23 protein-coding genes are annotated in these 24,267 nt (G+C 58.4%); 7 read left to right on the plus strand and 16 right to left on the minus strand.

Annotation, left to right across the window (positions count from 1 at the left end; translation table 11 throughout):
• Position 1: 1 nt before the first annotated feature.
• Both FHX16_RS24645 and FHX16_RS24650 read right to left on the minus strand, forming a co-directional pair.
• Positions 2–1,285: a hypothetical protein gene (locus FHX16_RS24645; protein WP_183863844.1), complete on the minus strand. Its 1,284-nt coding sequence runs from the start codon at positions 1,283–1,285 to the stop codon at positions 2–4.
• A 10-nt stretch (positions 1,286–1,295) separates the two neighbouring features.
• Positions 1,296–1,742 carry a hypothetical protein gene (locus FHX16_RS24650; RefSeq protein WP_183863845.1) on the minus strand — a complete coding sequence of 149 codons (447 nt, stop codon included), beginning with the start codon at positions 1,740–1,742 and terminating at the stop codon, positions 1,296–1,298.
• 687 nt (positions 1,743–2,429) lie between these two features.
• Here FHX16_RS24650 and FHX16_RS24655 point away from each other — a divergent pair.
• The 3 genes from FHX16_RS24655 (at position 2,430) to FHX16_RS24665 (ending at position 5,473) form a co-directional block, all read left to right on the plus strand.
• The gene (locus FHX16_RS24655; protein ID WP_183863846.1) at positions 2,430–4,415 is read left to right on the plus strand and encodes an SUMF1/EgtB/PvdO family nonheme iron enzyme; all 1,986 of its coding nucleotides are present in this window, start codon (positions 2,430–2,432) and stop codon (positions 4,413–4,415) included.
• Positions 4,416–4,418: 3 nt separating this feature from the next.
• Entirely contained in the window at positions 4,419–4,784 is a 366-nt protein-coding gene (locus tag FHX16_RS24660; RefSeq protein WP_183863912.1) for a hypothetical protein, read from the plus strand.
• A gap of 305 nt (positions 4,785–5,089) precedes the next feature.
• Positions 5,090–5,473, plus strand: coding sequence for a VOC family protein (locus FHX16_RS24665; RefSeq protein ID WP_259130882.1), 384 nt, complete (start codon positions 5,090–5,092; stop codon positions 5,471–5,473).
• Between the two features lie 501 nt (positions 5,474–5,974).
• Here the strand turns inward: FHX16_RS24665 and FHX16_RS24670 are convergent.
• Entirely contained in the window at positions 5,975–7,225 is a 1,251-nt protein-coding gene (locus FHX16_RS24670; protein ID WP_183863848.1) for a D-amino acid dehydrogenase, read from the minus strand.
• Positions 7,226–7,254: 29 nt separating this feature from the next.
• Entirely contained in the window at positions 7,255–8,379 is a 1,125-nt protein-coding gene (gene alr, locus FHX16_RS24675) for an alanine racemase (protein WP_183757557.1), read from the minus strand.
• Positions 8,380–8,509: 130 nt separating this feature from the next.
• Here alr and FHX16_RS24680 point away from each other — a divergent pair, with 130 nt between their 5' ends.
• Positions 8,510–8,974 (plus strand): Lrp/AsnC family transcriptional regulator, encoded by a 465-nt coding sequence (locus FHX16_RS24680; protein ID WP_183757556.1) that lies wholly within the window; start codon positions 8,510–8,512, stop codon positions 8,972–8,974.
• A 171-nt stretch (positions 8,975–9,145) separates the two neighbouring features.
• On the opposite strand, the gene FHX16_RS24685 is transcribed toward FHX16_RS24680, so the two are convergent.
• Positions 9,146–10,480 carry an aspartate aminotransferase family protein gene (locus tag FHX16_RS24685; protein ID WP_183757555.1) on the minus strand — a complete coding sequence of 445 codons (1,335 nt, stop codon included), beginning with the start codon at positions 10,478–10,480 and terminating at the stop codon, positions 9,146–9,148.
• Positions 10,481–10,623: 143 nt separating this feature from the next.
• Between FHX16_RS24685 and FHX16_RS24690 the strand changes: the two genes are divergently transcribed.
• On the plus strand, positions 10,624–11,172 hold the full coding sequence (locus FHX16_RS24690; protein WP_183757554.1) for a cupin domain-containing protein: 549 nt from the start codon (positions 10,624–10,626) through the stop codon (positions 11,170–11,172).
• A gap of 95 nt (positions 11,173–11,267) precedes the next feature.
• Here the strand turns inward: FHX16_RS24690 and FHX16_RS24695 are convergent, their stop codons facing one another.
• The 9 genes from FHX16_RS24695 to FHX16_RS24735 form a co-directional block, all read right to left on the minus strand.
• Positions 11,268–11,459, minus strand: a complete 192-nt coding sequence (locus FHX16_RS24695; protein WP_183757553.1) for a hypothetical protein — start codon at positions 11,457–11,459, stop codon at positions 11,268–11,270.
• Positions 11,460–11,781: 322 nt separating this feature from the next.
• On the minus strand, positions 11,782–12,546 hold the full coding sequence (locus FHX16_RS24700; RefSeq protein ID WP_183757552.1) for a fumarylacetoacetate hydrolase family protein: 765 nt from the start codon (positions 12,544–12,546) through the stop codon (positions 11,782–11,784).
• A 79-nt stretch (positions 12,547–12,625) separates the two neighbouring features.
• Positions 12,626–14,005: an FGGY-family carbohydrate kinase gene (locus FHX16_RS24705; RefSeq protein ID WP_183757551.1), complete on the minus strand. Its 1,380-nt coding sequence runs from the start codon at positions 14,003–14,005 to the stop codon at positions 12,626–12,628.
• Complete coding sequence (gene rhaM / locus FHX16_RS24710) at positions 14,002–14,322, minus strand: L-rhamnose mutarotase (protein WP_183757550.1); 321 nt, start codon at positions 14,320–14,322, stop codon at positions 14,002–14,004. The genes FHX16_RS24705 and rhaM overlap by 4 nt, the downstream gene beginning before the upstream one ends.
• A gap of 8 nt (positions 14,323–14,330) precedes the next feature.
• Positions 14,331–15,344, minus strand: a complete 1,014-nt coding sequence (locus FHX16_RS24715; protein ID WP_183757549.1) for an ABC transporter permease — start codon at positions 15,342–15,344, stop codon at positions 14,331–14,333.
• Complete coding sequence (locus tag FHX16_RS24720) at positions 15,341–16,342, minus strand: ABC transporter permease (RefSeq protein WP_183757548.1); 1,002 nt, start codon at positions 16,340–16,342, stop codon at positions 15,341–15,343. The genes FHX16_RS24715 and FHX16_RS24720 overlap by 4 nt, the downstream gene beginning before the upstream one ends.
• A gap of 10 nt (positions 16,343–16,352) precedes the next feature.
• Complete coding sequence (locus FHX16_RS24725) at positions 16,353–17,888, minus strand: sugar ABC transporter ATP-binding protein (protein ID WP_183757547.1); 1,536 nt, start codon at positions 17,886–17,888, stop codon at positions 16,353–16,355.
• A gap of 72 nt (positions 17,889–17,960) precedes the next feature.
• Entirely contained in the window at positions 17,961–18,956 is a 996-nt protein-coding gene (gene rhaS, locus FHX16_RS24730; protein WP_183757546.1) for a rhamnose ABC transporter substrate-binding protein, read from the minus strand.
• A gap of 50 nt (positions 18,957–19,006) precedes the next feature.
• A complete protein-coding gene (locus FHX16_RS24735; protein ID WP_183757545.1) occupies positions 19,007–19,816 on the minus strand; it encodes a DeoR/GlpR family DNA-binding transcription regulator in 810 nt (269 codons plus the stop codon).
• Between the two features lie 199 nt (positions 19,817–20,015).
• Here FHX16_RS24735 and FHX16_RS24740 point away from each other — a divergent pair, with 199 nt between their 5' ends.
• Positions 20,016–22,112 (plus strand): bifunctional rhamnulose-1-phosphate aldolase/short-chain dehydrogenase, encoded by a 2,097-nt coding sequence (locus FHX16_RS24740; RefSeq protein WP_183757544.1) that lies wholly within the window; start codon positions 20,016–20,018, stop codon positions 22,110–22,112.
• A 3-nt stretch (positions 22,113–22,115) separates the two neighbouring features.
• On the opposite strand, the gene FHX16_RS24745 is transcribed toward FHX16_RS24740, so the two are convergent.
• On the minus strand, positions 22,116–22,274 hold the full coding sequence (locus FHX16_RS24745; protein ID WP_183757633.1) for a YqaE/Pmp3 family membrane protein: 159 nt from the start codon (positions 22,272–22,274) through the stop codon (positions 22,116–22,118).
• A gap of 81 nt (positions 22,275–22,355) precedes the next feature.
• On the opposite strand from FHX16_RS24745, the gene rhaI reads away from it, so the two are divergent.
• Positions 22,356–23,648, plus strand: a complete 1,293-nt coding sequence (gene rhaI / locus FHX16_RS24750) for an L-rhamnose catabolism isomerase (protein WP_183757543.1) — start codon at positions 22,356–22,358, stop codon at positions 23,646–23,648.
• A 61-nt stretch (positions 23,649–23,709) separates the two neighbouring features.
• On the opposite strand, the gene FHX16_RS24755 is transcribed toward rhaI, so the two are convergent.
• Complete coding sequence (locus FHX16_RS24755) at positions 23,710–24,168, minus strand: carboxymuconolactone decarboxylase family protein (RefSeq protein WP_183757542.1); 459 nt, start codon at positions 24,166–24,168, stop codon at positions 23,710–23,712.
• Between the last annotated feature and the right edge of the window lie 99 nt (positions 24,169–24,267).

Genomic DNA, 24,267 nt, shown 5'->3' on the forward strand with positions numbered 1-24,267 from the left:
GTCAAAGCTCCGCCAGCCATTGCCGGGCGAGCGCGTCGCTCATCCTTGTGGTGTCAAGACCCTGCCTGACGCGGGCGTTGCGGGCGATATCAGCGGTCGTCAGGCCGGGGTATGCCTTGTACCAGATCGCGGTCGGCAGCTGATGACGTCGAATGTAATACTTGAACGCCTGCTCGTCCTTGGCTCCATCGAGGATGAGGTAGCGCGTCCTCGGGTAACCAATCCCATTGCTGAAGACGAGATTCAGTCCAAAAGCAGCCTTGTTGACGAAGTCGTCCATGTAGGCCTCCAGGCTGCCGTCATAGTTGCTGCCAAAAAACAGGTGCTTGTGGTCATCGAGAAAGACCCAGCGCGCGAAGTGGATGGAGCCGACACGCGCGAGCCTTCCCCTGGTGTAGAGATGGCGTGTCGTGACACCAAGCACCCAGAACACGAAGATCAGGGTCCACAACCGAAACCGGCCTGGCTTGACCGTACCGTAGGCACTGAACTGGTTGGTCACCTCGAAGTCCTCGCGGACAACGAGCGATTTCAGATGCTCGTCGGATGGTCGCGCCAGCACGCTCGCATCCGTTGTTTCCCGACGCCGCAAAATGAGCAGAAAGAAAGGCGCAACGATCAGCAGGAGGGGCGAAAGCAGCACAAGCAGGACAATGTTAGTGACGAGGTCGAGTGCGTCGCGTAATCGTTCCTCGAGCGATATTGACTGCGGGGCGGGCGGCTTCGGCCCCTCGTTCATCACCCTGTCCCGCAGACGCCGGTGAAGATCCAAAGGAGATGCCGCCAGCGGGCGTTCCTGCGGCAGGTAGCTTATCAGGGCGGCCCGGAGCGCAGCTTCATCGTGGACCTGGCGGACGGTACGGCCTGGCCAGTTGCTGTAGTTGACGACAGGCTCGATATTGTGCGCAGTAAGCCAGGCGTCAAGCGGAACAGCCGGGTTAAAGTCTAGGCAATGGGCGAAGATCCTCGAAAGGCCCGGTCCCGCAATCCCCACGAGGTCCTTGACGAAGTCTTCCCTCTTGCCGTCGATGTCGCCAAGAAAGGCGATCTTTGGAGCGGCCGGGTTTGTCGAAACGCCGTAGGACGCGTTGTCGGCAGCCGTATTGTCGTCAAGGATGACGATCCGAGCGAAATGAAGGCCTGGCAGCCGCGCGAACGGAAGCTCGGAATTGTTCGGATCTGCTAGTCCTGGCTCGGACGTCATCGTCGCCAGAAGCAGCTCAAGTGCCTCCCGGCGATGTGGATCAAGCTGCGAAACGAACATGAAGGTGGACGAGACAGGCATCTCGGCGACCTCAAAACTGCAAGGCGAAATCGATTAGGCGGTCCTTTCCCCAATAAACCTTTCCCAGATAGAGGTTGGGTCCGATCAAGCGAATCTCGTCACGAATCCAGTGCGCAAGGAGCGATGTCTCCGAATAGTCGAGAACGATGCAGTCCTTCTCATCAAGCCAGCTCGGCGCCACATAGACCTTTGCAATGATCGCACTTAGTCCGAAGGGCAGAATCCGGTTGCGTAACAAGCCCGACTTGGCATCGAAAATCTTTCCCTGCCAGGCAAACAGGTTGATGAAACTCGCGATCTCGGGCGTAAACGATGAGCCTGCAGCAACGATCGCCGTCCCGGCTCCTTCGCCGTCCGGGATTGGCCCGGGCTCGCTTTCACTGAAGAGAGTGTCGAGTTCGGCCTGTGTCATCTCGAGCAGCCGAGGAACTGTGTAGGCATCTGCAACTGATGGCATGGTCGACAAGCTCCTTGTTTCCCCTGTTATCCCGGAATGAAAGTCTGGAAAGATCGCGAAGGACTGGAGGTAAATCTAAGATAGCATAAATCGCCGCTACATATCAGCAGCTTCGAGGCATCGTGTGCAAAATGTAAAGCTGTCCGGCCCGGAGTGCCGTTGTGGCGTTGCCCTCATTGACGCTGCAGTCTGACGGCCTTTGCTGATGTCTGGTACACGACCAGGTTAGGTCGACAATTATGTACTACCACCTTTTGATATATTAGACTAAGCTAAGATAAATCTGCGGATGGGGGCTATGTTGTCGAGCGTAAGCACATCAATGGTTGCAAGTCTGGTCATTGTTGCTGGTCTTGGCGCCCAGGTCCCAGGCCAAAGCGTCGGCGATGGGACGGCTGACGAGCGCCCGCCAATCGTGACCATCAAATGCAAGAATACGTTGATCGCCTTTTTCAACGGAACGTTCTGCAGAACGAATGAGCCGCGTGGCTTTGAGGGCAACCGCAACAGCAATGACAGCAGAAACCGTAGTCAGTCATCCTCGTCGACGTCGTCAGGAAGTTCATCAACAAGTTCGCCAGACAGCGGAAATTCGCCGATGGGTGGTTCGTCGTCGCCAATGGGCGGCGACAATTCCAGTCCCATGAACTGAGGATCGCCAATGCCACGCAAACTGTGTCGATGGACATGAGTGAGAATTGGGCAATCTGCGTAGGCATCAACCGTTATGACAACATCAAGCCTCTGGCGTATGCGAGGCAGGACGCTGAGGCCATTGCCGACTTCTTCAGGAAGGCGGCTGGGTTCAAAGGTGTCTATTCCTTTGCCGAGGACGCACCGCCGATCACCGCGGACTTTGGCCAGCCGTTGCAGTCGAGCCCGACGTTCATCAATTTGAGGCGGTTCCTTCGGGTCCGCTTCGAAGAGCGTTTTCTGCAGCCGAGCGACAACATCTGGTTTTTCTTTGCTGGTCATGGCAAGCGGGTACGAGAGCAGGACTACCTGCTTCCCCTGGACGTTGATCCGGGAAATGTCGAGGAGACCGCAATACCCGTCAGGTACGTCGTCGAACGGTTGCGCAGAAGCGGCGCGGAAAACGTTATCCTGCTTCTCGATGCGTGCCGCAACGAAGGCTCGCGTGACGGCGAGGGAGCTGGCCTCGAAAAGCTCAAGGGCACTGTGACCTTGAGTTCCTGTTCGGCGGCAGAATTTTCCTACGAGATCGAAGAACTAGCGCACGGCGCCTTTACGTATGGCCTGCTCGAAGCGCTTCAGCTACAGGGCAAGAGCAGCTGTGCGACGGTCGAACGGCTGGACAATTACCTCCAGACACGAGTGCCGGAGATCTGCCGACTGCACGGAAAGCCAGTCCAGACCCCATGCACCTTCGCCGAACCATTGTCGAAACGGAACTTCATTCTCCTGCCGGCGGCTGCACGCGCTGAAGACATTGAAGCATTGAAGCTCGACGCCTTTCAGGCCGAGGCAAACGACGACTTTCTCTTGGCAGAGCAGCTGTGGTGGCGAATCCTGGCGGTCGATCCGGCCGATATGGACGCTCGGGCTGGAATCAAGCGGGTTGGCGAAGACCTCAGGGAGCGCGGTGAGAAAAAACAATGGTGGCAATCGATCACGCGCCGGCAAGTGCTCACCATCGCAGGCGGTGGCCTGGTCGTTGCCGGAGGCATCGGTGGCTGGCGAGCATGGGAGGCGATCGGAGGCCGGCGCCCTAAACCTTTCGAAAGACAGACAGAGTTCGTGACAGTTGAGACCGTGGATTCGCGCGGGAATCCGCAACCAATTGCACGCCGCAAGATCAGCTATTTTGTCGAGCCGATCGGTCACAACGCCAGCATGGAGCTAAGCCTTCTGCCAGGCGGAGATTTCCCGATGGGATCCGCAATCGGGGAGTTTCCCAACAAGGTTTCGGAAAGACTACGGGCTTCGCCGATGCGTGTCAGGCCGTTTGCGATCAGCAGAACGACTGTCAGCCAGCAACAATGGCTTGCCGTCCAGGACCTTCATTCCGAAACGGTCGAGTGGCCGATATCGTCCGATCCGTCCTCCTTCAAAGGTGACGATCTTCCGGTGGAAACCGTAAGCTGGCAGGATGCGACCGAGTTCTGCTCGCGGCTAAGCGCTATCACCGGACGGCTATACAGGCTCCCGACGGAAGCCGAGTGGGAATATGCCTGTCGCGCGGGTTCAACGACGGCGTTTCATTTTGGCCCCACCCTGACCGACACGCTCGCCAACTATTGTGGCACGGGCGGCGCGGTATGCGGCTCGAGCTTCACACGCGACGTATCGAGCCTCGATTATGACGGCGTGAAATATCCGGATGGTGGTTATGGAGATGGACCGACAGGTGGTTTCCTGGGCAAGACGACGCCGGTCCGCACCTATCCGCCAAACGCGTTCGGTCTTTTCCAGATGCACGGCAACGTGTGGGAACATTGCCTCGACAACTGGGCACCGGACCTTGATCGGCTGCCCGATGACGGAGGACCGTTCCGGAGCGGAGGCACCGACCTGCGGGTGCTCAGGGGAGGGGCCTGGTCCCACAATCCGGCCCTTTGTCGCTCTGCTTCACGCGATCGGATGGCGGAGACGACGAGTGGCTGGGAGGGGCGAGTGGGCTTGCGTGTGGTTTGTGAACTTGAGGGAGATTGATTGATGGACAAGGAAATATTCATCAAAACTGAAACCGTTCCTATTCAGGTCGGCGCCAGGAGCGGGGATGACATTGGCGGCGGCTTCGGCGCGTCCATCGCGAGTACGGGAATGAAGCTGGTCGCGGTCAGCGCAGACGCGCTGCGCGAGCAATTTTCCAATCTGGTCGAAGTTGTCGAATACGTGTTCGATCGGGCGACGCCTGCAGTCACACTCGACGAAGTCGAGCTCTCGGTCGAAATAACAGCCGAGGGAAAAGTCAGCCTGCTGGGAAGCGGTGCTACCGGCGGCGGGCGTGGGGCCATAAAGATGACGTTCAAACGGAACAATGGCAGCGCTGCACCAGCGAAGCCGAATTCCGGTTCGTAGCTGTTCGCCCCGATTTCCCTTTCCTCTGTCGGCGCCACAACCATTCTGCGACGTGCCGTGCGTAATGTCTGACCACGACCGGCTTCGACATGAATCATCCGATCGAGCATCAGTCGGATTGAAGCGAGTGGGCTTGACGGCCGGGCGTCTTGCGCGGTGAAAAGAATAGCGCGAGTATCGAGCATCGCTGGGTGACGACGGTGATGGCGGTCTTCTTTCCAGTTGCGGCCTGGAATAAAGTCGCAACGGTCGTGTCGAAGGATCCCCTGTCACCACGCTTGGCGTCACCTGAAGGAGGATTTGATATGTCTACCGTCAGCGTTCGCTATATTGTCGAAGACGTCGATGCGGCGATTGCCTTCTATAAGGATGCACTCGGGTTTGCACTCGGCATGCATCCAGCTCCCAGCTTCGCGATGCTGAAAAAGGGGGATCTTCGCCTTCTCTTGAATGGAACGACGGGGCCAGGCGGAGCGTCTCAGCCAATGCCGGACGGACGCAGGCCAGCACCCGGCGGATGGAACCGCATTCAGCTAGAAGTTGCGAACATTGAAGACGAGGTCGAACGCTTGCGTGCCGCGGGCGCCAGATTTCGCAACGAAATCGTTACCGGAATTGGAGGCAAGCAGGTCCTTGTCGACGACCCCGCGGGCAATCCTGTGGAGTTGTTTCAGCCATCGGGCAACTAGACGAAAGCGCGACTATCTTCGGTCCAAGAGGTTTGATTGGAAAGACCAGCTTCTCTCTATGACCCACCTCGGTATTTCTCTCCAAAGCAACGGGCCAACAGCGGACTGCGTGGCTTTCATTGGCCTCGACGGTTTTGGTTCATCGTCAGGAGCGCAATGCCGCCGTCAGTTTCTGCGGCACGTCGGTCAGGTAAGGCGCGTGCGGAGGGGATGGCGCGGGGCTCTTGACCGCATGGCCACCGCATCGCTGACCACCTTGGTGACATCGATACCCATCCCGAAAGGGAACTGGCGATTGGTGCTGTGCCATGCATGTGGCACGATAACTTATACCAACGTGCACGGATTATGACCGATGCGCCCAATCGCGCATTCCGATGGACATGATCTTCCACGGCTGATCGATGCGCGGCAATTTTTCGCCATGCGCCTTTGCCGCAGGGGAACATATGCGACTGGGGTCCTCTCCGCTCTTCAGGACGTGAACTCTCTCCCGTTGCGTCAGTGGTACCTGCTTATCGCCAGGTCGGTAGCGTCGATATCTGGCTTGCGGCCCGAGACCAGGTCCGCGATCACGCGCGCTGAACCACTGCTCATCGTCCATCCCAGTGTGCCGTGACCGGTATTCAGGAAGAGTCCGGCGATCTTGGTCGCACCAATCACTGGCGTACCATCTGGTGTCATCGGCCGGAGGCCAGACCAGAATGAACCGTTGTGCGCGTCTCCGCCCGGGAAGAGGTCCATGACGGAATGTTCCAGAGTAAGACGACGGGCCTGTCCAAGATCGTTGGTGTAGCCGGAAATCTCTGCCATGCCGCCGACGCGAATCCTATCGCCGAGGCGGGTGATGGCAATCTTGTAGGTCTCGTCCATGACCGTGGATTCCGGGGCACGTGTGGCATCAGTGATCGGAATCGTAAGGGAGTAGCCTTTTACCGGATAGACGGGCAGCTTTATCCCGTGTCGCTTCAGCAGGAGTGGGGAGAAGCTGCCCATGGCGACGACGACGGCATCGGCAGCCAGCCAACCGCTGCTGGTAAGCACACCGCGCACCCGATCGCCCTCAACATCCAACGATTTGATCGTCGTGTCCCAGAGGAAGTTCACGCCGAGGTCTTTCGCTTTCATGGTAAGCGCGCCAGAGAACTTATAGCAGTCACCTGTCTCATCCTTTGGCGTCAGAAGCCCGCCAACGATCTTTTCGCGCACATGCTTGAGCGCGGGTTCGACCCGCGTGCAGGCGTCGCGGTCTAGAACCTCATAGGGAATGCCATCGGCTGCAAGCGCCTTGACATCCTTGCCCGATGCATCGAGTTGGGCCTGCGTGCGGAAGAGCTGCAATGTACCCTGCATGCGTTCGTCATAGGTAATCCCAGTCTCTGCCCGTAGTTCCGCGATGGAAATGCGAGAGTAGTCAGCGAGCCGAAGCATGCGGCTCTTGTTGATGGCGTAACGCCTGGACGTACAATTCGACAGCATCTTCACGAGCCAGGAGAGCATTGCCCCGTCCACCTTGGGTCGAAGAATGAGCGGTGCGTGCTCCATGAAGAGCCATTTCATCGCCTTCATCGGAATACCGGGTGCGGCCCAGGGGGAACAATAGCCGAAGGACACCTCACCAGCATTGGCAAAGCTGGTTTCAAGCGCTGGTCCCTGTTGCCGGTCAACGACCGTGACCTCATGGCCGCTCTTGGCGAGCTGATAGGCAGACGTAACGCCGACGATGCCGGCTCCGAGTACAATGACTTTCATGATCGTTCCAAAACTGCAGACCCCGCGGGTCAGCGATATTGCCTGTGATAGCGGGTTCCGAGACCGGTGAGGATCTCGTAGGAAATGGTGCCGGCATCCCGCGCCAGGTCTTCCAGAGATTGATTGGGGCCGAGGACCTCGACGAGCGTGCCGTGGGTTATCGACGTTGCAGGCAGGGCGGAGATATCGATGGTGATGCTGTCCATCGAAACCCGACCGACGATCGGAAGGCGGATGCCATTGTAGTAAACCGCTCCGCGGTCGCTGAGACTGCGTGGAAGCCCGTCCGCATAACCCGCTCCTATTGTGGCCAACCGCATTTCGCGGCCTGCAACGAAGGCGCCACCATAGCCCACTTTGGTGCCGGATGGCACGACGCGTGTCTGGACGACCGCAACGTCGAGACTGACAACCGGCTCCATCGGGTTCTTCGTACCAGCAGACGGCGCGCCGCCGTAAAGAGCGATGCCAGGCCGTGCGAGCGCGCCGTGGTAGGAGCGGCCGAGAAAGGCACCGCCTGAATTGGCGAAGGACACGTCGTGGCCGAGGAAATCGTCGGACAGCCGCTGCATCTCAAGCAATTGATCAGCGTTTTGCAAGGAGCCGAGATCGTCCGCGCAGGCCAGGTGGCTCATGATGAAGCGGACATCGATCTCGGAGACGCCGATCAGGCCCGCGAGTTGAGCTTGTTCGTAGGGAGGCAGCCCAAGCCGCGACATTCCGGTGTCGAATTGCAGAACCGCGGGCAGCCTGCGCGCTGCGCTGCGCGCTGCGCTCGACCATTGATGCCACTGCTCCAGGCTGTTGATGACGGGAACGATATCGGCCTCGGCACATGCGCCCTCATCTCCAGGCTGCAGGCCGTTCAACACGAAAATGTCAGCGTCTTCGGCGATGAATTCCCGCAGGAGCAAAGCTTCAGGAAACTGCGCGACAAAGAAATTGCGGCAGCCTCTTTCGTAAAGCGCGTTCGCAACCTGCCTCGCGCCGAGGCCGTAGGCGTTCGCCTTTACGACTGCTGCGGCCTTCGCCGGAGCCACAACAGAGGACAACTGATCATAATTTCGCCCCAGCGCACCGAGGTCGATGGTAAGATAGCCGCTCTGTGAATGCTGCAGAGAGGCTGATCCGACGCGCGCATCATTCCCGCCCATGTTCATAATGTCCCCATTGTTGAAGGGCAGACTATGAAATAATCGATGAAATTGCAGAGCGTTTTGTGCTGGATGATTGCAATATTTTCGGCTAGATCGAATTTTCGATCAACATTTGCACGAAATCACCATGGCCGCTCTTGATGCGATCGACCGCAACATTCTTAGGCTCCTGCGCGTCGATGCGCGCATGAGCAATGCAAAGCTCGCTGAAGAGGTCGGCCTTTCGCCGTCCGCGTGCCTGCGGCGCATCAAGATCATGGAACGCTCTGGTGTCATCCGCGGCTATACGGCTCTTGTTGATACGGGCAATGCCGAAGCAACGATCGCGGTCATCATAAACATCACGTTGGAACGGCAAACAGAAGACCACCTCGACAAGTTCGAGGCCGCAGTCCGCAAGCATCCTGAGATCAGGGAATGCTTCCTGATGACGGGAGGCTCCGATTATCTCCTGCGGGTCGATGTCGCCAATGCCGTCGAATTCGAGCGGATACACAAGGATATCCTCGCCAGAATGCCGGGCGTTCTCCGAATTCACTCGAGTTTTTCGATACGCGATGTGCTCGGCGCGCGGCCGAAGCACAGAGCGTAGGAAACGGGGAGTGGCCGAGAGTGTGCTCTTGGCTGATCTTCTGGCGTTCTGACCCGTCAGGATTGTCCAGGGCCCGTCCGGATCCGGACGGTCAGTACCGCTGCCTCTCAGACGAACGAACCGCAAGGCACTATGGAAGGGGGCCAGCCCCAAGAAGGGAGTCCCCTTCCATCAGGCTGCACGCTTCAAGGCATCGCCGATGACCGAAACAATGGTGCCGATCTGTTCCTTTTCGACGATCAGCGGTGGTGACAGGGCGATAATGTCCCCTGTTACCCGGATCAGCAGGCCCTTGTTGAAGCAGTCAACGAAAACATCGTAGGCGCGTGTTCCCGGGGCTCCGTTTCGAGGAGCCAGTTCGATCGCGCCGACGAGGCCGAGGTTTCGGATGTCGATCACGTGCGACAGACCCTTTAGGGAATGCAGCGCGTCTTCCCATTCGCCTGCGAGTTCGGCAGCGCGGGTGAGGAGCCCTTCCTCTTCGTATATTTCCAGTGTGGCGATGCCAGCTGCGCAGGCAACAGGGTGGCCGGAATAGGTATAACCGTGGAAGAGCTCGATTGCGTTTTCCGGGCCCGTCATCAGGCCGTCATAGACCTTGCGGCTGGCGAACACGGCACCCATCGGGATGGTACCGTTTGTCAGGCCCTTGGCGGTCGTCACGAGGTCGGGAATGACTCCGAAGTAATCCGTAGCAAATGGCTTTCCGAGCCGGCCGAAGCCAGTGATAACTTCATCGAAAATGACAAGTATGCCGTATTTGTCGGCGATGGCCCGAATACGTTCGAGATAGCCTTTTGGTGGCAGGATTACGCCCGCCGAGCCGGACATTGGCTCAACAATCACCGCTGCGATCGTTTCCGCACCATGCAGTTGAACCAGGCGTTCGAGATCGTCGGCGAGTTCAACACCATGAGCGGGAAGCCCCTTCGAGAAGGCATTGCGGTCGAGGTCGAGTGTGTGCCGCATGTGGTCGGCGGGGATTTGCGGGAAAACGCGGCGGTTGTTGACGAGACCTCCCACGGAGATGCCGCCAAAGCCGACTCCGTGGTAGCCCTTTTCACGGCCGATCACCCGGGTCCGGGTACCTTGTCCAATGGCACGCTGATAGGCGATCGCAATTTTCAACGCGGTATCGACGGATTCGGAACCGGAACCTGTGTAGAACAAACGATCAAGGCCCGCAGACGGTCCGCCCGGCGCGATCGCTGCGAGCTTCGTTGCAAAATCGAATGCAATTGGATGACCCATCTGGAAGGTGGGAGCGAAATCGAGCGTCGAAAGCTGGCGTTCAACGGCTTGTGTGATTTTCTTGCGGCCATGTCCGGCGTTGCAGCACCAAAGGCCTGCGGTGCCGTCGAGAACCCGGTTGCCATCCACATCCGTGTAATACATGCCGTCAGCGCCGGCCAACAGTCTCGGAGCCGCTTTGAACTGGCGATTTGCCGTGAAAGGCATCCAGAAATTTTCGAGCGCCGGGCGATTTGACTTGGGGGTGTGATCCATTGCTGCCTCCGTTGAGATAGCCTGGATTGCGTAATTTTTTATTTTCCAACAAGTCCTTTTCTAGGAAAATTTAACGCCTTGTTTTTCCGATCGATGTAGTCGACATGTTTCGGTATATAGAACACCTGAAACAGGAGAACTGCGTGTCTGTCGATATCGGAAATAGACTTCGCTTTGTCCGGACGGCACACAACCTCTCCCAGCGCGAGCTTGCGAAGCGGGCAGGCGTGACGAATTCCACGATTTCGCTTATCGAATCCAACTCCACAAATCCTTCCGTCGGGGCATTGAAGCGGATTCTGGACGGTATCCCGATCGGCCTTGCCGAGTTCTTTGCCTTTGAACCCGAAGCGCCACGGAAGGCTTTCTATGCCGCAGAGGAGCTGGTGGAGATCGGCAAGGGTGCGATCTCCTATCGCCAGGTAGGAGAAAACCTGTTCGGTCGCAGCCTGCAGATTCTGAAGGAATGCTATCAACCGGGAGCCGGCACCGGGAAGGTCCCGCTGGTTCATGAGGGGGAGGAGGGGGGAATCGTGCTGTCAGGCCGGCTTGAGGTTACCGTGGATAACGAGCGCCGTATCCTGGGGCCCGGTGACGCCTATTATTTCGAAAGTCGCAGGCCACACAGTTTCCGATGTGTCGGTCCCGTCGCCTGCGAGGTGATAAGCGCATGCACACCGCCGACCTTTTGAGGGAAATGGTTAGCGAGCGGAAGCTGCGGCATTCACTGCTCGCCGGTTCAATCAAGCGCGGCGCCGTTCGAGTCAGCATCAGCGCAACCGCATCATCAGGGGGTCGTCTTCAGCAACTTCTTGCGCTGGTCTACCGTCAATGCCACGCGGGTTGTCTCACCTTCCTCGGTCTTGACGTCGAAGGCTGAGCTTGCGGCCCCGACGATTTTGGCGAATGCTGTTTCGGCGGCTTCCTGCTGATCTCTTGCGGTCACCAGCGTCGTTGTTATTACGATGAAATTCGGCATGTATCTTCCCAATTGTAACAGGTTGAACCGAACGTTTTGCAGACCCAGTCTACAACCAGACCAAGGCGCAATCGAGCCACGAGACGAAGTTTTGCCGTGTTCTGCGACTTGCACCCTGCCTCCAGCGCCGACGTGGATGCGGAGACAGCATTGTCGCGATTGATGATCGAGACCCGGCGCGGCTCTGGTTGTCGACTGTTGTCCGTCGACCTATACCACGCCGTGCCGATCACGGCGGGTTGCTTGCCACTATCCCTGATTTCATCGCGTTTCCGCCCAAGCGGCGGACTAAAGCCGCCGATCGTCCATGATCTTCTTCTCCTCAGGAGATCGTCATGCCCAAACGGGTTGTTCCATCGAGCACAATTTCAATGTCACCCGGTGTAAGAAGCTCGATCGCACCACAAAGCGTGCCTGTGGTGATGACAGCGCCGGCCTTGAGCGATGTCGCTGGCCGCAGCTTGTCATTCGCATAGTCCAGGAGCCAAGACAGGACGTCGCCCTTTGGATGCTGGGCGGGAGCGTCATAGATCGATTGGCCGTTCAACGTCACCAGAAGCGGCGTGCCACTGGCTGTGTCGATCACAGATTTCGCAACGTTCGGGCCGAGCACATAGCCACTGTTGCCGAGGCGGTCCGCGAGGAACAGCAGGAATGAAACCTTCCCGCTCTCCTCGATGGCGCTCAAAAGAAATTCTGCGCCGAGATGCACCGCAGCGATTGCCTCGACGAGGTCCGCACGTGTGTAGTCCGCAGCAGCACGGATCGGAAGATCATGCCCCAGACGGACGGCGATCTCCGCCTCGAACTTCGTACCCCGCTTCCACGGGATCTGCGCGCCGGAATCACCCTGAACATAGGGGTGGAGAGGAGCTGTGACCGCCTGCCCATCGGGTGACACGGTTACCTTCCAAGCATTACTGGAGATCGCCTCATCGGCTGCCAGAAAATTCTGCACGTCCATTGCATGGCGAAGATCAGTGGGGAGGACGAAAGCCGAGGTCGGCGCCTGGTCTCCGGCGCGATGCAGCGCGTGAAGCTTCGATGCAAGGGCACGTGGATCGAATGTGGTGGCTGGATCTGCCATGTGGTCTTCTCCATTTTGATCTGAGTCGCGAGTTTATCGGCCGAGAAAGGCTGGCGCGAGAGCCTCGATGGAAAGACAGTTATGCCAGGGCAGAATACCAGTTCTGGCGATAGTCCAGAAGCCCGGGAATTGTGGCCGGCTTGATGCGGCGCTCGGTTCCGGGGTGGGGGGTGATGCCGGTCAACAGCGCCGCGCCTTGGCTCGTGCCCGTTGATCCGGGAATTGCAACGATTGTCCTCCCGGTCAGCGCTGCAAGCAGGACGAGATAGGTTTCGTTGAGGGCAAACGGCCCTTCGACGATGACGGGGCCGTCTGCGACGACGAGGTCGAGGCAGGTCTGGCTCATCAGAGCAAGATACAGGCACAGGGCCGCGTAGCGTTGTTCGGCGCTGGCGCCCTCGGCGTTGAGCCATCTGCCCTTTTTGCCCGGAAACGGACCGGAGCCCGACACGACATTGGGAAGCAGCATGACGCCCTCCGAAATCACGTGCTCGACGGCGCGGCGAACATATTCTTCGCTGGTACTTCCGATCTCGCGTAATATGGTTTCGAACTCGCGGCCTCCCATGAACCGTGACGAAGGAACGGCGCGGCCATAGGCATCGACATTGGCAAGCGTATCGCGGCCGGGATCGAGACGATCGAAGTTACCTCCAACGCCGAACGTGACGACCCAGGTTCCGGTCGATACGACGGCGAACGGCGCGGCACGAGCCACTAGGTGCGGGAGCAGGGAGGCGTTGGAATCGTGGATGCCGCAATAGACGGGAATATCCGATCGCAGGCCAATCTCCCGCGCGACACCAGGGAGGACCATGCCGAGCGGGTCGAAGGCAGACCGGATCGGTGCCATCAGCTCCCGAATGCCAAGCGTATCGACGAGCGAGGAATATCGTCCGTGACGGGGATCCCACAGGTCGGTATGGCAGCCGAGTGATGTCACCTCGTTCGAAAAGACGCCAGCCAGTCGCCCCGTCCAGTATTGGGGGTACGTGACGATTGTCGCAACGTTTGCGAATTCGTCAGGAAAGTTGGTCTTCTGGTAATGCAGTTGCGCTCCAACATTCAGCCCCATCATCTGATGCGGTGAATAGGTCTCCTCGAAGGCAGGGCGCAGGCGCGCATAGGCTTTGCTGATCTCTTCGGGATAGTCGTGCTCGTAGTCGAGCACGGGCATGGCAAGAGTGCCGGTTGCGTCGAGGAGAGCTGCAGATGCCCCGTGCGTCGTGACAGAAATTGCATCGAAACCCGGTGTTTTTGCAAAGGATCGGAGCGCCCTGATCGCGAAGGCCCAGAGACCGTCAACATCATAATGTGGATAGAGACCGTGCCTCAGGACCGTATTCGGTGTCTTCGCCACCGCGATTTCCGCACCCGATGCACTGTCGAGCACTACAACCTTGGCGTTGGTCTTGCCGATATCGAAAACAGCGACGTATCTGAAATCCTGCGTGGTCATGGCATGTGAAAGACGGTAACGAGATCACTCTGGACCGGCGAATTGTCAGGATTGGTAGCCATGATGTCAGCCATATGCGCCCACCATCTTTTCATCACGGGATGGTCGGGCAGGCTCGTCATCGTATGGTCGGCACGACGGCTCAGCACGCCGAACAGCGTATTTGTCTCCCGATCGAGGTGGATCGAGTAGTCGCTCGCCCCGGATTGATGCAGCAATTCGACCAGCTCCGGCCAAATTTCGTCATGCCGTTTCCTGTATTCGGCTTCCATTCCCGGATTGAGCGTCATCTTGAAGGCGTGCTTTTCGATCGTCATTTGTCCACTCACTTCGAGCTCATGGTCTTGATGCGTCGTGCAACGATTGGAATCGCGATCGTGATGATGAGGAGCAGGCCAATGAAGATAGACATTACGATACCCGGAACATTGAGAAGTCCGAGGCCGAAGGTCACCAGGCCCATGACAAAGGCAGCGATTACGACACCGCCGATCTTGCCGGAGCCGCCGAGAATGGAAACACCCCCGAGAACCACCATGGTAACGACTTCGAGCTCCCAACCCTGTGCGATAGAGGGACGGGTCGAGCCGAGCCGCGACGTCAGGCAGACCGCGGCAATCCCGCTCATCACGCCAGTCAGGACGAAGAGAATGAATTTCACCCGCTCGACGGGGATGCCGGAAAAGCGGGCGGCGAAATCATTGTTGCCGATCGTATAGACCTGGCGGCCAAAATTCGTCGCATGCAGCAGGATCGAGAATGCGATCGCCAGCACGATGAAGAGGACGAATTCAAAGGAGAACACCCAGAACACATAGCCCTGGCCGAAGAAGGCGAACTCTTCCGGGTAACCGCCGTAGGCCTGGTCTCCGAGGACGATGTAGGAGATCCCGCGGAAGAGGCTCATCGTCCCGATCGTCACGACGATCGACGGCAGTTTCATGACCGAGACGAGGAAGCCGTTGAACATGCCACAGACCAGCCCGACGACGATGCCGATGACTACGAGCCCGGGCGCGCCGACGCCAAGCTGGGCGGCCGCACCCATGGCGGTCGAGGCAAGTGCGATGATGGCGGCGACCGACAGATCGATCTCGCCGGCGATGACCAGCAACGCCATCGCAAAGGCAATCATTGCCTTTTCGGTAAAGTTAAAGGTCGCATCCGAGAGGTTCCAGGCATCAAGAAAGTAGGGCGATGCCACGCAATTGAAGATGAAAATCAGTACGGCGACGCCAAAGAGCAAGACCTCCCAGCTCGAAATGACGCGCTTGAACGGTGTGCCGAGGCGATCGGGAATGACCCGCTTTTCACCCGGCGTAAAAAGGACGGTGCTCATGCTGCAACCTCTGCTGGGGTCTCTCCCGCAGCCTTGTCTCGAAGGATGATGCGACCACGATTGCGTTCGCGCCTTGCGTTGAAGGCAACGGCCAGGATGATGACGGTGCCTGAAATCGCCATTTGCGTGAACGGCGAGATACCGATCACCGGTAGCGCATTCTTGATGACGCCAAGGAAAAGCGCACCGAGCACCGTGCCAATGACTGATCCGACACCCCCGGCGATCGAAATCCCGCCAATGACGCAGGCAGCAACGCTGTCAAGCTCGAAGCCATTGGCGATATCCACATAGGCAACCGCATAACGGGACACCCAGAGATAGCTGGCGAGGCCGGCAAGCGCGCCCGACAGGACGAACGCGAGGAATTTCGTCCAGCCCACGTCGACGCCGGCATAGACCGCCGCCGTCGGATTGCCTCCGGCGGCATAGGTGGAGCGGCCAAACGGGGTATGTTTAAGGAGGACGTAGATCAGGCAGACGATGATGATCGCAGCCCAGCTGAGAACCGGCAAGCCGAGGACAACAGTGCGCGGCACATTCAGGAACGTCGGCGTCATCTGGTGGGCATTGACCCATTCTCCGCCCGACAGGACAAAGGCCATGCCGCGGTAGATCGTTAGCGTGCCAAGGGTCACGACAATTGGCGGGATCTCAAGCGCCCAGACGAGAAAGCCGTTGATGGCACCGAGAAATGCTCCAATCAGGATCGCAGCTAGGATCAGGGCGACCAGGGGCAAGTCAGGGTAGGCGGCATTCATCATCGCAACGGCCATGCCCGTAAAGGCCAGGTTTGCGGCGACTGAAAGGTCGATCGACTTCGTCAGGATGACCGTCATCTGCGCGAGCGCCAGGATGATGAGAATCGACGTGTCGTTGAAGATAGCAGCGAGGTTACCGGGCGTAGCGAAATCCTGGGCTCTCGTCGAGAAGATCGCGACCATGACCGCAATGATGACGAAAAGAAGGGTTTCTCGTTTTTTCAGAAGTCTGGACATTCCGATTACCTCAAGCGTTTCCGGTCGCGGCGCGAACCAGCGTTTCCGGCGTGAGGTCCCTGCGCTCGAAAAGACCGGCCATCAGGCCTTCTTTCATGACCAGGACCCGGTCGGACATTCCAATGATTTCAGGCAGCTCGGACGAGATCATGATGATCGACAGCCCTTCGGCGGCGAGTTCGCTGATAAAGCCGTGCACGGCAGCCTTCGAGCCGATGTCGATGCCCTTGGTGGGTTCGTCGAGAATGATCACCTTCGGCATGGTGGCGAGCCATTTGCCGATCACAACCTTCTGCTGGTTTCCTCCCGACAGGGTCCCGACAGGAACCGAAAGGGCAGCAGCGCGCAAATCCAGGCGCTCGGCATATTTGCGCGCCAGTGCAAATTCGTTCGCGGCTTTCAGGAAGCCCTTGCGCGAGGTGCGAGCGAGTGAGGGAAGAGTCATGTTTTGGTAGATCGGCATGGGCAGCGCCAGTCCGTGACGACCGCGCTCCTCGGGAACATAGACGATACCTGCGCTGATCGCGTCGAGTGGCGAGCGGATCGCAATTTCCTGACCTTCGAGCGAAAGTCGTCCCGAGGCGGGCGTGGTAATACCGAAGAGAGATTGGCAGAGCTCGGACCGGCCAGCACCGATCAACCCGTAGACACCCAGGATTTCGCCCTTGCGCAGGGTAAAGGAGATATCGCGGAACTCTGTCTGATGACAGTACTTCTCGACCTGAAGCACCGGGCCGCCGATCGTCACATCGATCTTCGGAAAGGCATTCTCGACATCGCGACCAACCATAAGTCGAACGATATCATCCTGGGGCGTCTGCTTGAGTTGGCCGTGGCCAACTGCACGTCCGTCGCGGAAGACCACGAAGTTGTCGGCAATTTCGTAGAGCTCGTCGAACTTGTGACTGATGAAGAGGATCGCCTTGCCTTGCGCTTTCAGCCCCTTGACGATGCGGAACAGGTCGTCGATTTCCTTTCGCGAGAGGGCCGCCGTCGGTTCGTCCATGATGACGATGCGCGCCTCGATCGAGAGTGCCCGGGCAATGGCAACAAGATGACGCTGCGCAATCGAGAGATCCTTCAGCCGGATCGTCGGATCGATATTGCTTTCAAGGGAATGCAGTAATTCCTTCGAGCGACTGTTCATCAGTTTCCAGTCGATCGTGCGGAGCCTTGTTCGCGGCGCATGGCCGAGAAATATGTTCTCGGCAACCGTCAGTTCGTCGAAAAGAACGGTCTCCTGATGAATGGCGGTCACGCCGACGTCGATGGCGGTCTGTGCGCTGGCGAAGGTCATGACCTTTCCATCGACGATGATCTCGCCTTCGTTCGGCCGGTAAATGCCTGTCAGGATCTTGACGAGTGTCGACTTGCCGGCACCGTTTTCGCCGATCAGGGCAGTGACCTTGCCGGGATAGAGCGCGATGCTGACGTTATCGAGCGCCTTCACGCCGGGGAAGATCTGCGAAATCCCGCGCATTTCCAGGATCGCGGGCACCTCGTCCGCCTTGATACCCGCGACGGATTGTTGGAGGGCAGTGTTCATCAGCGTTTACCAGTGTTCAGGTGAAAAGTCCCGGCGGCGCGAACCGCCGGGTTTTTGCTTGTTGGAGTGCGACTAGAAAACCTTCGAGAACTGGTCGATGTTCGAAGCGTTGTAGACGAATGGATCGGACATTGCGGCTTCGCCCTTGTCGTCGATCTTGATCTTGCCCATGCGGCCAGCTTCGATTTCCGTGCCCGGCTTTCCGGTCGCATCACCCTTTACGAGGTGATAGGCGATCTGCGTTGCGGAGTAACCGAGGTCGATCGGGTTCCAGATGGCAAATTCCTTCGTCGCACCCGACTTGATCGCTCCTGCCATTTCAGACGGCAGGCCAAGGCCGGTCACGTAAACCTTGCCGATGAGGCCCTTGTCTTCGACAACCTTGGAGGCAGCCAGAACGCCGACCGTCGTCGGTGCGACGATGACCTTGACGTTCGGGTTGGATTTCAGCAGGCCTTCGGCTTCGCGATAGGACTTGTCAGACAGATCGTCGCCGTAAACTGTCGTAACAAGGTTGAGACCCGGGAAGTCCTTGAGCTGCTTCTTCATCTGGTCGATCCAGATGTTCTGGTTCGTCGAGGTGGTGGTTGCAGACAGGATTGCGAAGTCGCCCTTGCCGCCATCAAGATGGTCCTTGGCGAGCGTCAGGCACATCTTGCCGATCAGCTCGTTGGACGAGGGGTTGAGCTGCAGGATGCGGCCGTCCTTGTTGACACCGGAATCCCAGGAGATGACCATGATGCCGCGCTGCTTGGCTTTCTTGAGTGCCGGTACAACGGCGTCCGGGTCGTTGGCGGAGATGGCAATCGCGTCAACGCCCTGGGCGATCAGCGAGTTGATGACTTCGATCTGGCCTTCTGCGGTCGTCGAGGTCGGGCCCGTGTAGATCACCTCCACGCCGCCCAGCTCCTTGGCAGCTTCCTGCGCGCCCTTGTTGGCGGCTTCAAAGAAGCCGTTGCCGAGCGACTTCACGACCAGACCGATCTTGACGTCCTTGGCGCTTGCTGCGCCTGCCATCAGGGCGACGGCAAAGGCGACGCCCACTGCCAGTGTTTTTGCGAGTTTCATGCTTTCATCCTCCCACGTTAATAAGACTTGCTACATCCTTGCGGCGCCACTCAAGCGACCGACGAGGAATTCCCCTTCGCTTGCGAAACCGTGCTCGCGATTACGAGCTTGATGCCTGCATCCTCGATCATCCGAACGGACTCCTCTGGAACGCCGTCGTCGGTAATGATCGTTGAAACACGCTCAAGCGGACACAGAATGAGGCTCGACCGGCGATGAAACTTGCTGGAATCGACCATGACGACGAGCTCGTCGGCCTGGTGCATCAGCTTTTGCTCGCTTTGTATGATCTGCGCATCCGATTCCATAACCCCAAGGGGGCCAACGCCCTGCGCACCGATGAAGAAACGTCGGGCGTAGAAATTGCGGATCGCATCATTGTCGAATGGTGACAGGATGAGGCTCTGCTCGCGGTAGATCACACCGCCGGGAACGGTAACCGTGTTCTTTGAATGCTTGACCAGGTGCTCGGCGATTGCAAACGAGTTGGTCATGACCTGCATGCGATGCGCGGCCATGAAATGCACCATCTGAAACGTGGTCGTCCCGCCGTTGATGATGATGGCGTCACCGGGATCGCAAAGATCGACAGCTGCTCGGGCAATTGAGCGTTTCTTATCGATGTTGACCGATTCCGAAACTCTGAAAGGGCGGCCCGCAAGATTTCCGAGTTGCGGCGGATGCACGGCCTCTGCGCCACCGCGGACGCGGCGGATTTTTCCCTGCACATGCAGCGCTGCAATGTCACGCCGGATCGTCGCCTCGGAAGCTTCGGTCAGTTCAGAGATATCCTGAACTGTGACGACCGACTTTTCCTGAACGGCGCTCAAGATGATGCGATGGCGTTCGCGTTCGTGCATGGGGTTCCTCCTAACCTGCTTATTTCGCAGTTATGAAAATCTGTCAATCAAAAACGATCATATAATTTCATATTGCGCTGCAACATAATCGGATTTGATCGTTTTCGATTGACAATGTCTGCTTTCATGAGCGATATCGTCAGCACAAGGGAGCGCACAGTTCGTTCGCGCACCAATAAATTTCACATGGGAGGATGACATGGCGGCAACCGTCCGGCTTCTTGATAACCGTTGGGACGACTCATACGCGGCAGGCCTCGATGAGCCTGGAAAGCTGCTGTATCGCTCCAATCTGCTCGGCGCCGACAAGCGCATCACCAATTATGGCGGCGGCAACACCTCCGCCAAGGTCATGGAGACCGACCCGCTGACCGGCGAAAACGTCAAGATCCTCTGGGTCAAGGGTTCTGGCGGCGATGTCGGCACCATCAAGCTCGACGGCTTTGCGACTCTCTACCAGGACAAGCTCGATTCGCTCAAAGGGATCTACAAGGGGGTCGAGGATGAAGATCGCATGGTTGGGTTCCTTCCGCACTGCACCTACAATCTCAACGGCCGCGCAGCGTCCATAGATACACCGCTGCATGGTTTCGTACCGTTCACGCATGTCGACCACATGCATCCGGACGCCATCATCGCGATTGCTGCCTCCAAAAACTCCCGGGAATTGACGAAACAGATCTTCGGTGACGACATCGGCTGGCTTCCGTGGCGCCGCCCCGGTTTCCAGCTCGGGCTCGACCTGGAAGAGTTCGTCAGGGCAAATCCGAACGCGCGCGGTGTCGTGCTGGAGAGCCATGGTCTCTTCACATGGGCAAATGATGCAAAGGCTTGCTACGAGCTGACGCTCGATATCATCAACAAAGCGATCGGATGGTTTGCCGAAAAGACCGAGGGCAAAGCGATCTTCGGCGGCCAATCGACAGAGAGTCTGCCGGCTGACCAGCGTCGCGCCATCGCCGCCCGGCTGATGCCTGAAATTCGCGGCCGGATTGGCCAGGCTGAGCGCAAGCTTGGTCACTTCGATGACCAGGATGCTGTCCTCGAATTCGTAAATTCCAGGAACCTGCAGCCGCTTGGGGCCCTCGGTACGAGCTGCCCCGATCACTTCCTGCGGACCAAGATCCGTCCGTTGATCGTCGCGTTTGATCCGGCAAAGCCGGATATCGATGCCGTCGTTTCTGGCCTTGACAAGGCGCTCGAGGATTATCGAGCCGACTATGCGCGGTACTACAACGACTGCAAGCACGACAATTCGCCAGCCATGCGCGACGCAAATCCCGTCATATTCCTTGTTCCAGGCGTTGGAATGCTGTCATTCGCACGGGACAAGGCGACGGCTCGCATTGCCAGTGAATTCTACGTCAATGCCATCAATGTCATGCGGGGGGCATCAACGGTTTCGGAATATCAGGGGCTGCCCGAGCAGGAAGCGTTCGACATCGAGTACTGGCTCCTCGAAGAGGCCAAGCTTCAGCGGATGCCGAAGCCGAAGAGCCTTGCAGGGAAAGTTGCCTTCGTCACCGGCGGCGCCGGCGGCATTGGTCGCGCGACAGCCACCCGACTGATCGGAGAGGGTGCCTGCGTCGTATTGGCCGATATCGATCAAGACGCGCTCGAAAGCACGCGAGTCGAGTTTTCGAAGCAGTTCGGAGGTGACGCCGTCCGCAGCCTGAGGCTCGACGTGACCAGCGAAGATGCTGTTATATCCTCATTCGCCGAAGCCTGCGTCGAGTTCGGTGGAATTGATATCCTGGTGTCGAATGCCGGCATTGCTTCGTCGGCGCCGATCGAAAGCACGGAGCTTTCGATGTGGAACAAGAACATGGATATCCTGTCAACTGGCTACTTCCTTGTATCGCGTGAGGCCTTCCGTCTGTTCCGCAGGCAGAACCTCGGGGGCAATGTCGTCTTTGTCGGGTCAAAGAACGGCCTGGCTTCCTCGCCGAATGCGGCCGCCTACTGCACGGCAAAGGCCGCCGAGATCCATCTTGCCCGTTGCCTGGCGCTCGAGGGCGCAGAAGCCGGCATTCGCGTCAATACCGTCAATCCGGATGCGGTGCTTCGTGGCTCGAAGATCTGGAGTGGAGAGTGGCGCGAACAGCGTGCAGCGTCCTCCAAGATCGAGATCGGGGAACTTGAGGAGCACTACCGCAAGCGTTCAATGTTGAAGCTGAATGTCTTCCCGGAGGACATCGCCGAGGCAATCTACTTCCTGGCATCCGATCTCTCGGCAAAGTCCACCGGCAACATCATCAACGTCGATGCTGGCAATGCGCAGAGCTTCCCGCGCTGATCGCTATTTCCGCAGGATCACCCATATTGCGTGGATGATCCCCGGAACGTAGCCGCAGAGCGTCAGCAAAATATTCAGCCAGAAGTGCAGGCCGAGACCGACCTGCAGAAAGACGCCTAGAGGCGGCAGGATGATCGCGAGAAGAATTCGAATGATGTCCACGGCCGCCTCGTTCATGAGTAGCATTCCACGCAGGTGAACGCGGACAGGAGCCGTTGGTTCGTTGCGGCAAGGGAGGAAAGAATGGCCGATACCAGGATCGCGCAGGATCTTATCGCGCAGGAAAATGACAAGCGTGCAGCAGCGCTCCAGTCGGACTACGAGGCCCTTGGGGCCAATTTGGCGCGGCGCGGCGTCGACATCGAAACCATAACACGCAAGGTGTCCGAGTTCTTCGTCGCCGTTCCATCCTGGGGTGTCGGTACCGGTGGCACCAGGTTTGCCCGCTTTCCGGGCACCGGCGAGCCGCGCGGTATCTTCGACAAGCTGGACGACTGCTCCGTCATCAATGAGCTGACACGCGCGACACCAAACGTGTCCTTGCATATCCCGTGGGACAAGGCCGATCCGAGGGAACTGAAGGCGAAGGGCGATGCGCTTGGCCTCGGCTTCGACGCGATGAATTCCAACACCTTCTCCGATTCACCCGGCCAGGCGCATTCCTACAAGTACGGCTCACTGAGCCACACGGATGCGGCGACCCGTGCTCAGGCCGTCGAACACAACATCGAATGCATCGAGATCGGAAAGGCGATCGGGTCCAAGGCACTGACCGTCTGGATCGGCGACGGCTCGAATTTCCCGGGCCAGAGCAACTTCACGAAAGCATTCGAGCGCTACCTTGCGGCGATGGCTGACATTTACAAGGCGCTGCCGGACGATTGGAAGCTGTTTTCCGAGCACAAGATGTATGAGCCGGCTTTCTATTCGACGGTGGTGCAGGACTGGGGAACCAACTACCTGATCGCCCAGACGCTCGGTCCGAAGGCTCAATGCCTTGTCGACCTTGGCCACCATGCACCGAACACCAACATCGAGATGATCGTCGCCCGGCTCATCCAGTTCGGCAAGCTCGGCGGCTTCCATTTCAACGACTCCAAATATGGGGACGACGACCTCGATGCCGGTGCGATCGAGCCCTACCGCCTGTTCCTGGTTTTCAATGAACTGGTTGAGGCGGAGCAGCGTGGGGTCAACGACTTCAATCCGGCGCATATGATAGACCAGTCGCACAATGTCACTGATCCGCTCGAAAGCCTCATCAACAGTGCCAACGAAATCCGTCGGGCCTACGCCCAGGCGCTGTTGGTCGACCGCAAGGCGCTGACTGGACACCAGGACGAAAACGACGCGCTGATGGCGACGGAAACGCTGAAGCGCGCCTATCGCACTGACGTCGAGCCGATCCTTTCGGAGGCACGCCGGCGGGCCGGTGGTGCGATCGATCCGGTCGGGACCTACCGGGCGAGCGGCTATCGCAAGAAGGTGACTGCCGAACGGCCCGCTTCTGCCGCCGGGGGGGGCGGCATCATCTGATCGCCACGTTCCACGGCCGTTTCAAAGGGCCGCTGTCGGCGCGACAGCGACCCGGTTCACATTAGGGCCTCCATTCGCCGGCTATCTGCCGGGTCGCGATGTTCAGCCGATTCCAGACGTTGATGTTGGCGATGGCGATGACGAGCGCTGCGAGGCTCTTGCCGTCGAAATGCTGCGTGGCTTCATTCCAGATATCATCGGGTACCGGGTCGGCGCGATCGCTGATGCGGGTAACCGCCTCGGTCAGCGCCAGGGCTGCTCGTTCAGCCGGCGTGAAATAAGGAGTATCACGCCAGGCGCTGACGGCAAAAAGCCGCTCATCGGTTTCGCCCGCCTTCTTGGCGATGCGCGGATGTCCGTCAATGCAGACGCTGCATCCATTGATCTGGCTGGCGCGCAGATTGACCAGTTCCAGAAGGATTGGCGACAAACCTGTTTTGGCGGGGACGGCAGCCAGAGCCTGCAGGGCCTGCATCGCGTCAGGAACGACAACCGCTGGATTTCCCATTCTTGCTTGCATCACGTTTCTCCTTGATGTGTTTTCGAAATGACGCCGCCGGCCGTGTTGTCACACAGGCCGGGTTTGGTTCGTCATGGAGTTGACGGAACAGGCTGGAGG

The organism is Rhizobium sp. BK661, assembly GCF_024808825.1.
In the GTDB taxonomy this organism is placed as follows: Bacteria; Pseudomonadota; Alphaproteobacteria; order Rhizobiales; family Rhizobiaceae; genus Rhizobium.

What these genes read in the sequence shown, in the direction of transcription:
- rhaS (WP_183757546.1), bottom strand. Translation starts at nt 18,956, where the DNA reads ATGAAACTCGCAAAAACACTGGCAGTGGGCGTCGCCTTTGCCGTCGCC.
- alr (WP_183757557.1), bottom strand. Translation starts at nt 8,379, where the DNA reads ATGGGCGGGAATGATGCGCGCGTCGGATCAGCCTCTCTGCAGCATTCA.
- FHX16_RS24685 (WP_183757555.1), bottom strand. Translation starts at nt 10,480, where the DNA reads ATGGATCACACCCCCAAGTCAAATCGCCCGGCGCTCGAAAATTTCTGG.
- FHX16_RS24655 (WP_183863846.1), top strand. Translation starts at nt 2,430, where the DNA reads ATGAGTGAGAATTGGGCAATCTGCGTAGGCATCAACCGTTATGACAAC.
- FHX16_RS24665 (WP_259130882.1), top strand. Translation starts at nt 5,090, where the DNA reads ATGTCTACCGTCAGCGTTCGCTATATTGTCGAAGACGTCGATGCGGCG.
- FHX16_RS24715 (WP_183757549.1), bottom strand. Translation starts at nt 15,344, where the DNA reads ATGAGCACCGTCCTTTTTACGCCGGGTGAAAAGCGGGTCATTCCCGAT.
- FHX16_RS24720 (WP_183757548.1), bottom strand. Translation starts at nt 16,342, where the DNA reads ATGTCCAGACTTCTGAAAAAACGAGAAACCCTTCTTTTCGTCATCATT.
- rhaM (WP_183757550.1), bottom strand. Translation starts at nt 14,322, where the DNA reads ATGACGATCGAAAAGCACGCCTTCAAGATGACGCTCAATCCGGGAATG.
- FHX16_RS24645 (WP_183863844.1), bottom strand. Translation starts at nt 1,285, where the DNA reads ATGCCTGTCTCGTCCACCTTCATGTTCGTTTCGCAGCTTGATCCACAT.
- FHX16_RS24705 (WP_183757551.1), bottom strand. Translation starts at nt 14,005, where the DNA reads ATGACCACGCAGGATTTCAGATACGTCGCTGTTTTCGATATCGGCAAG.
- FHX16_RS24650 (WP_183863845.1), bottom strand. Translation starts at nt 1,742, where the DNA reads ATGCCATCAGTTGCAGATGCCTACACAGTTCCTCGGCTGCTCGAGATG.
- FHX16_RS24680 (WP_183757556.1), top strand. Translation starts at nt 8,510, where the DNA reads ATGGCCGCTCTTGATGCGATCGACCGCAACATTCTTAGGCTCCTGCGC.
- FHX16_RS24735 (WP_183757545.1), bottom strand. Translation starts at nt 19,816, where the DNA reads ATGCACGAACGCGAACGCCATCGCATCATCTTGAGCGCCGTTCAGGAA.
- FHX16_RS24695 (WP_183757553.1), bottom strand. Translation starts at nt 11,459, where the DNA reads ATGCCGAATTTCATCGTAATAACAACGACGCTGGTGACCGCAAGAGAT.
- FHX16_RS24740 (WP_183757544.1), top strand. Translation starts at nt 20,016, where the DNA reads ATGGCGGCAACCGTCCGGCTTCTTGATAACCGTTGGGACGACTCATAC.
- FHX16_RS24660 (WP_183863912.1), top strand. Translation starts at nt 4,419, where the DNA reads ATGGACAAGGAAATATTCATCAAAACTGAAACCGTTCCTATTCAGGTC.
- FHX16_RS24700 (WP_183757552.1), bottom strand. Translation starts at nt 12,546, where the DNA reads ATGGCAGATCCAGCCACCACATTCGATCCACGTGCCCTTGCATCGAAG.
- FHX16_RS24755 (WP_183757542.1), bottom strand. Translation starts at nt 24,168, where the DNA reads ATGCAAGCAAGAATGGGAAATCCAGCGGTTGTCGTTCCTGACGCGATG.
- FHX16_RS24670 (WP_183863848.1), bottom strand. Translation starts at nt 7,225, where the DNA reads ATGAAAGTCATTGTACTCGGAGCCGGCATCGTCGGCGTTACGTCTGCC.
- FHX16_RS24725 (WP_183757547.1), bottom strand. Translation starts at nt 17,888, where the DNA reads ATGAACACTGCCCTCCAACAATCCGTCGCGGGTATCAAGGCGGACGAG.
- rhaI (WP_183757543.1), top strand. Translation starts at nt 22,356, where the DNA reads ATGGCCGATACCAGGATCGCGCAGGATCTTATCGCGCAGGAAAATGAC.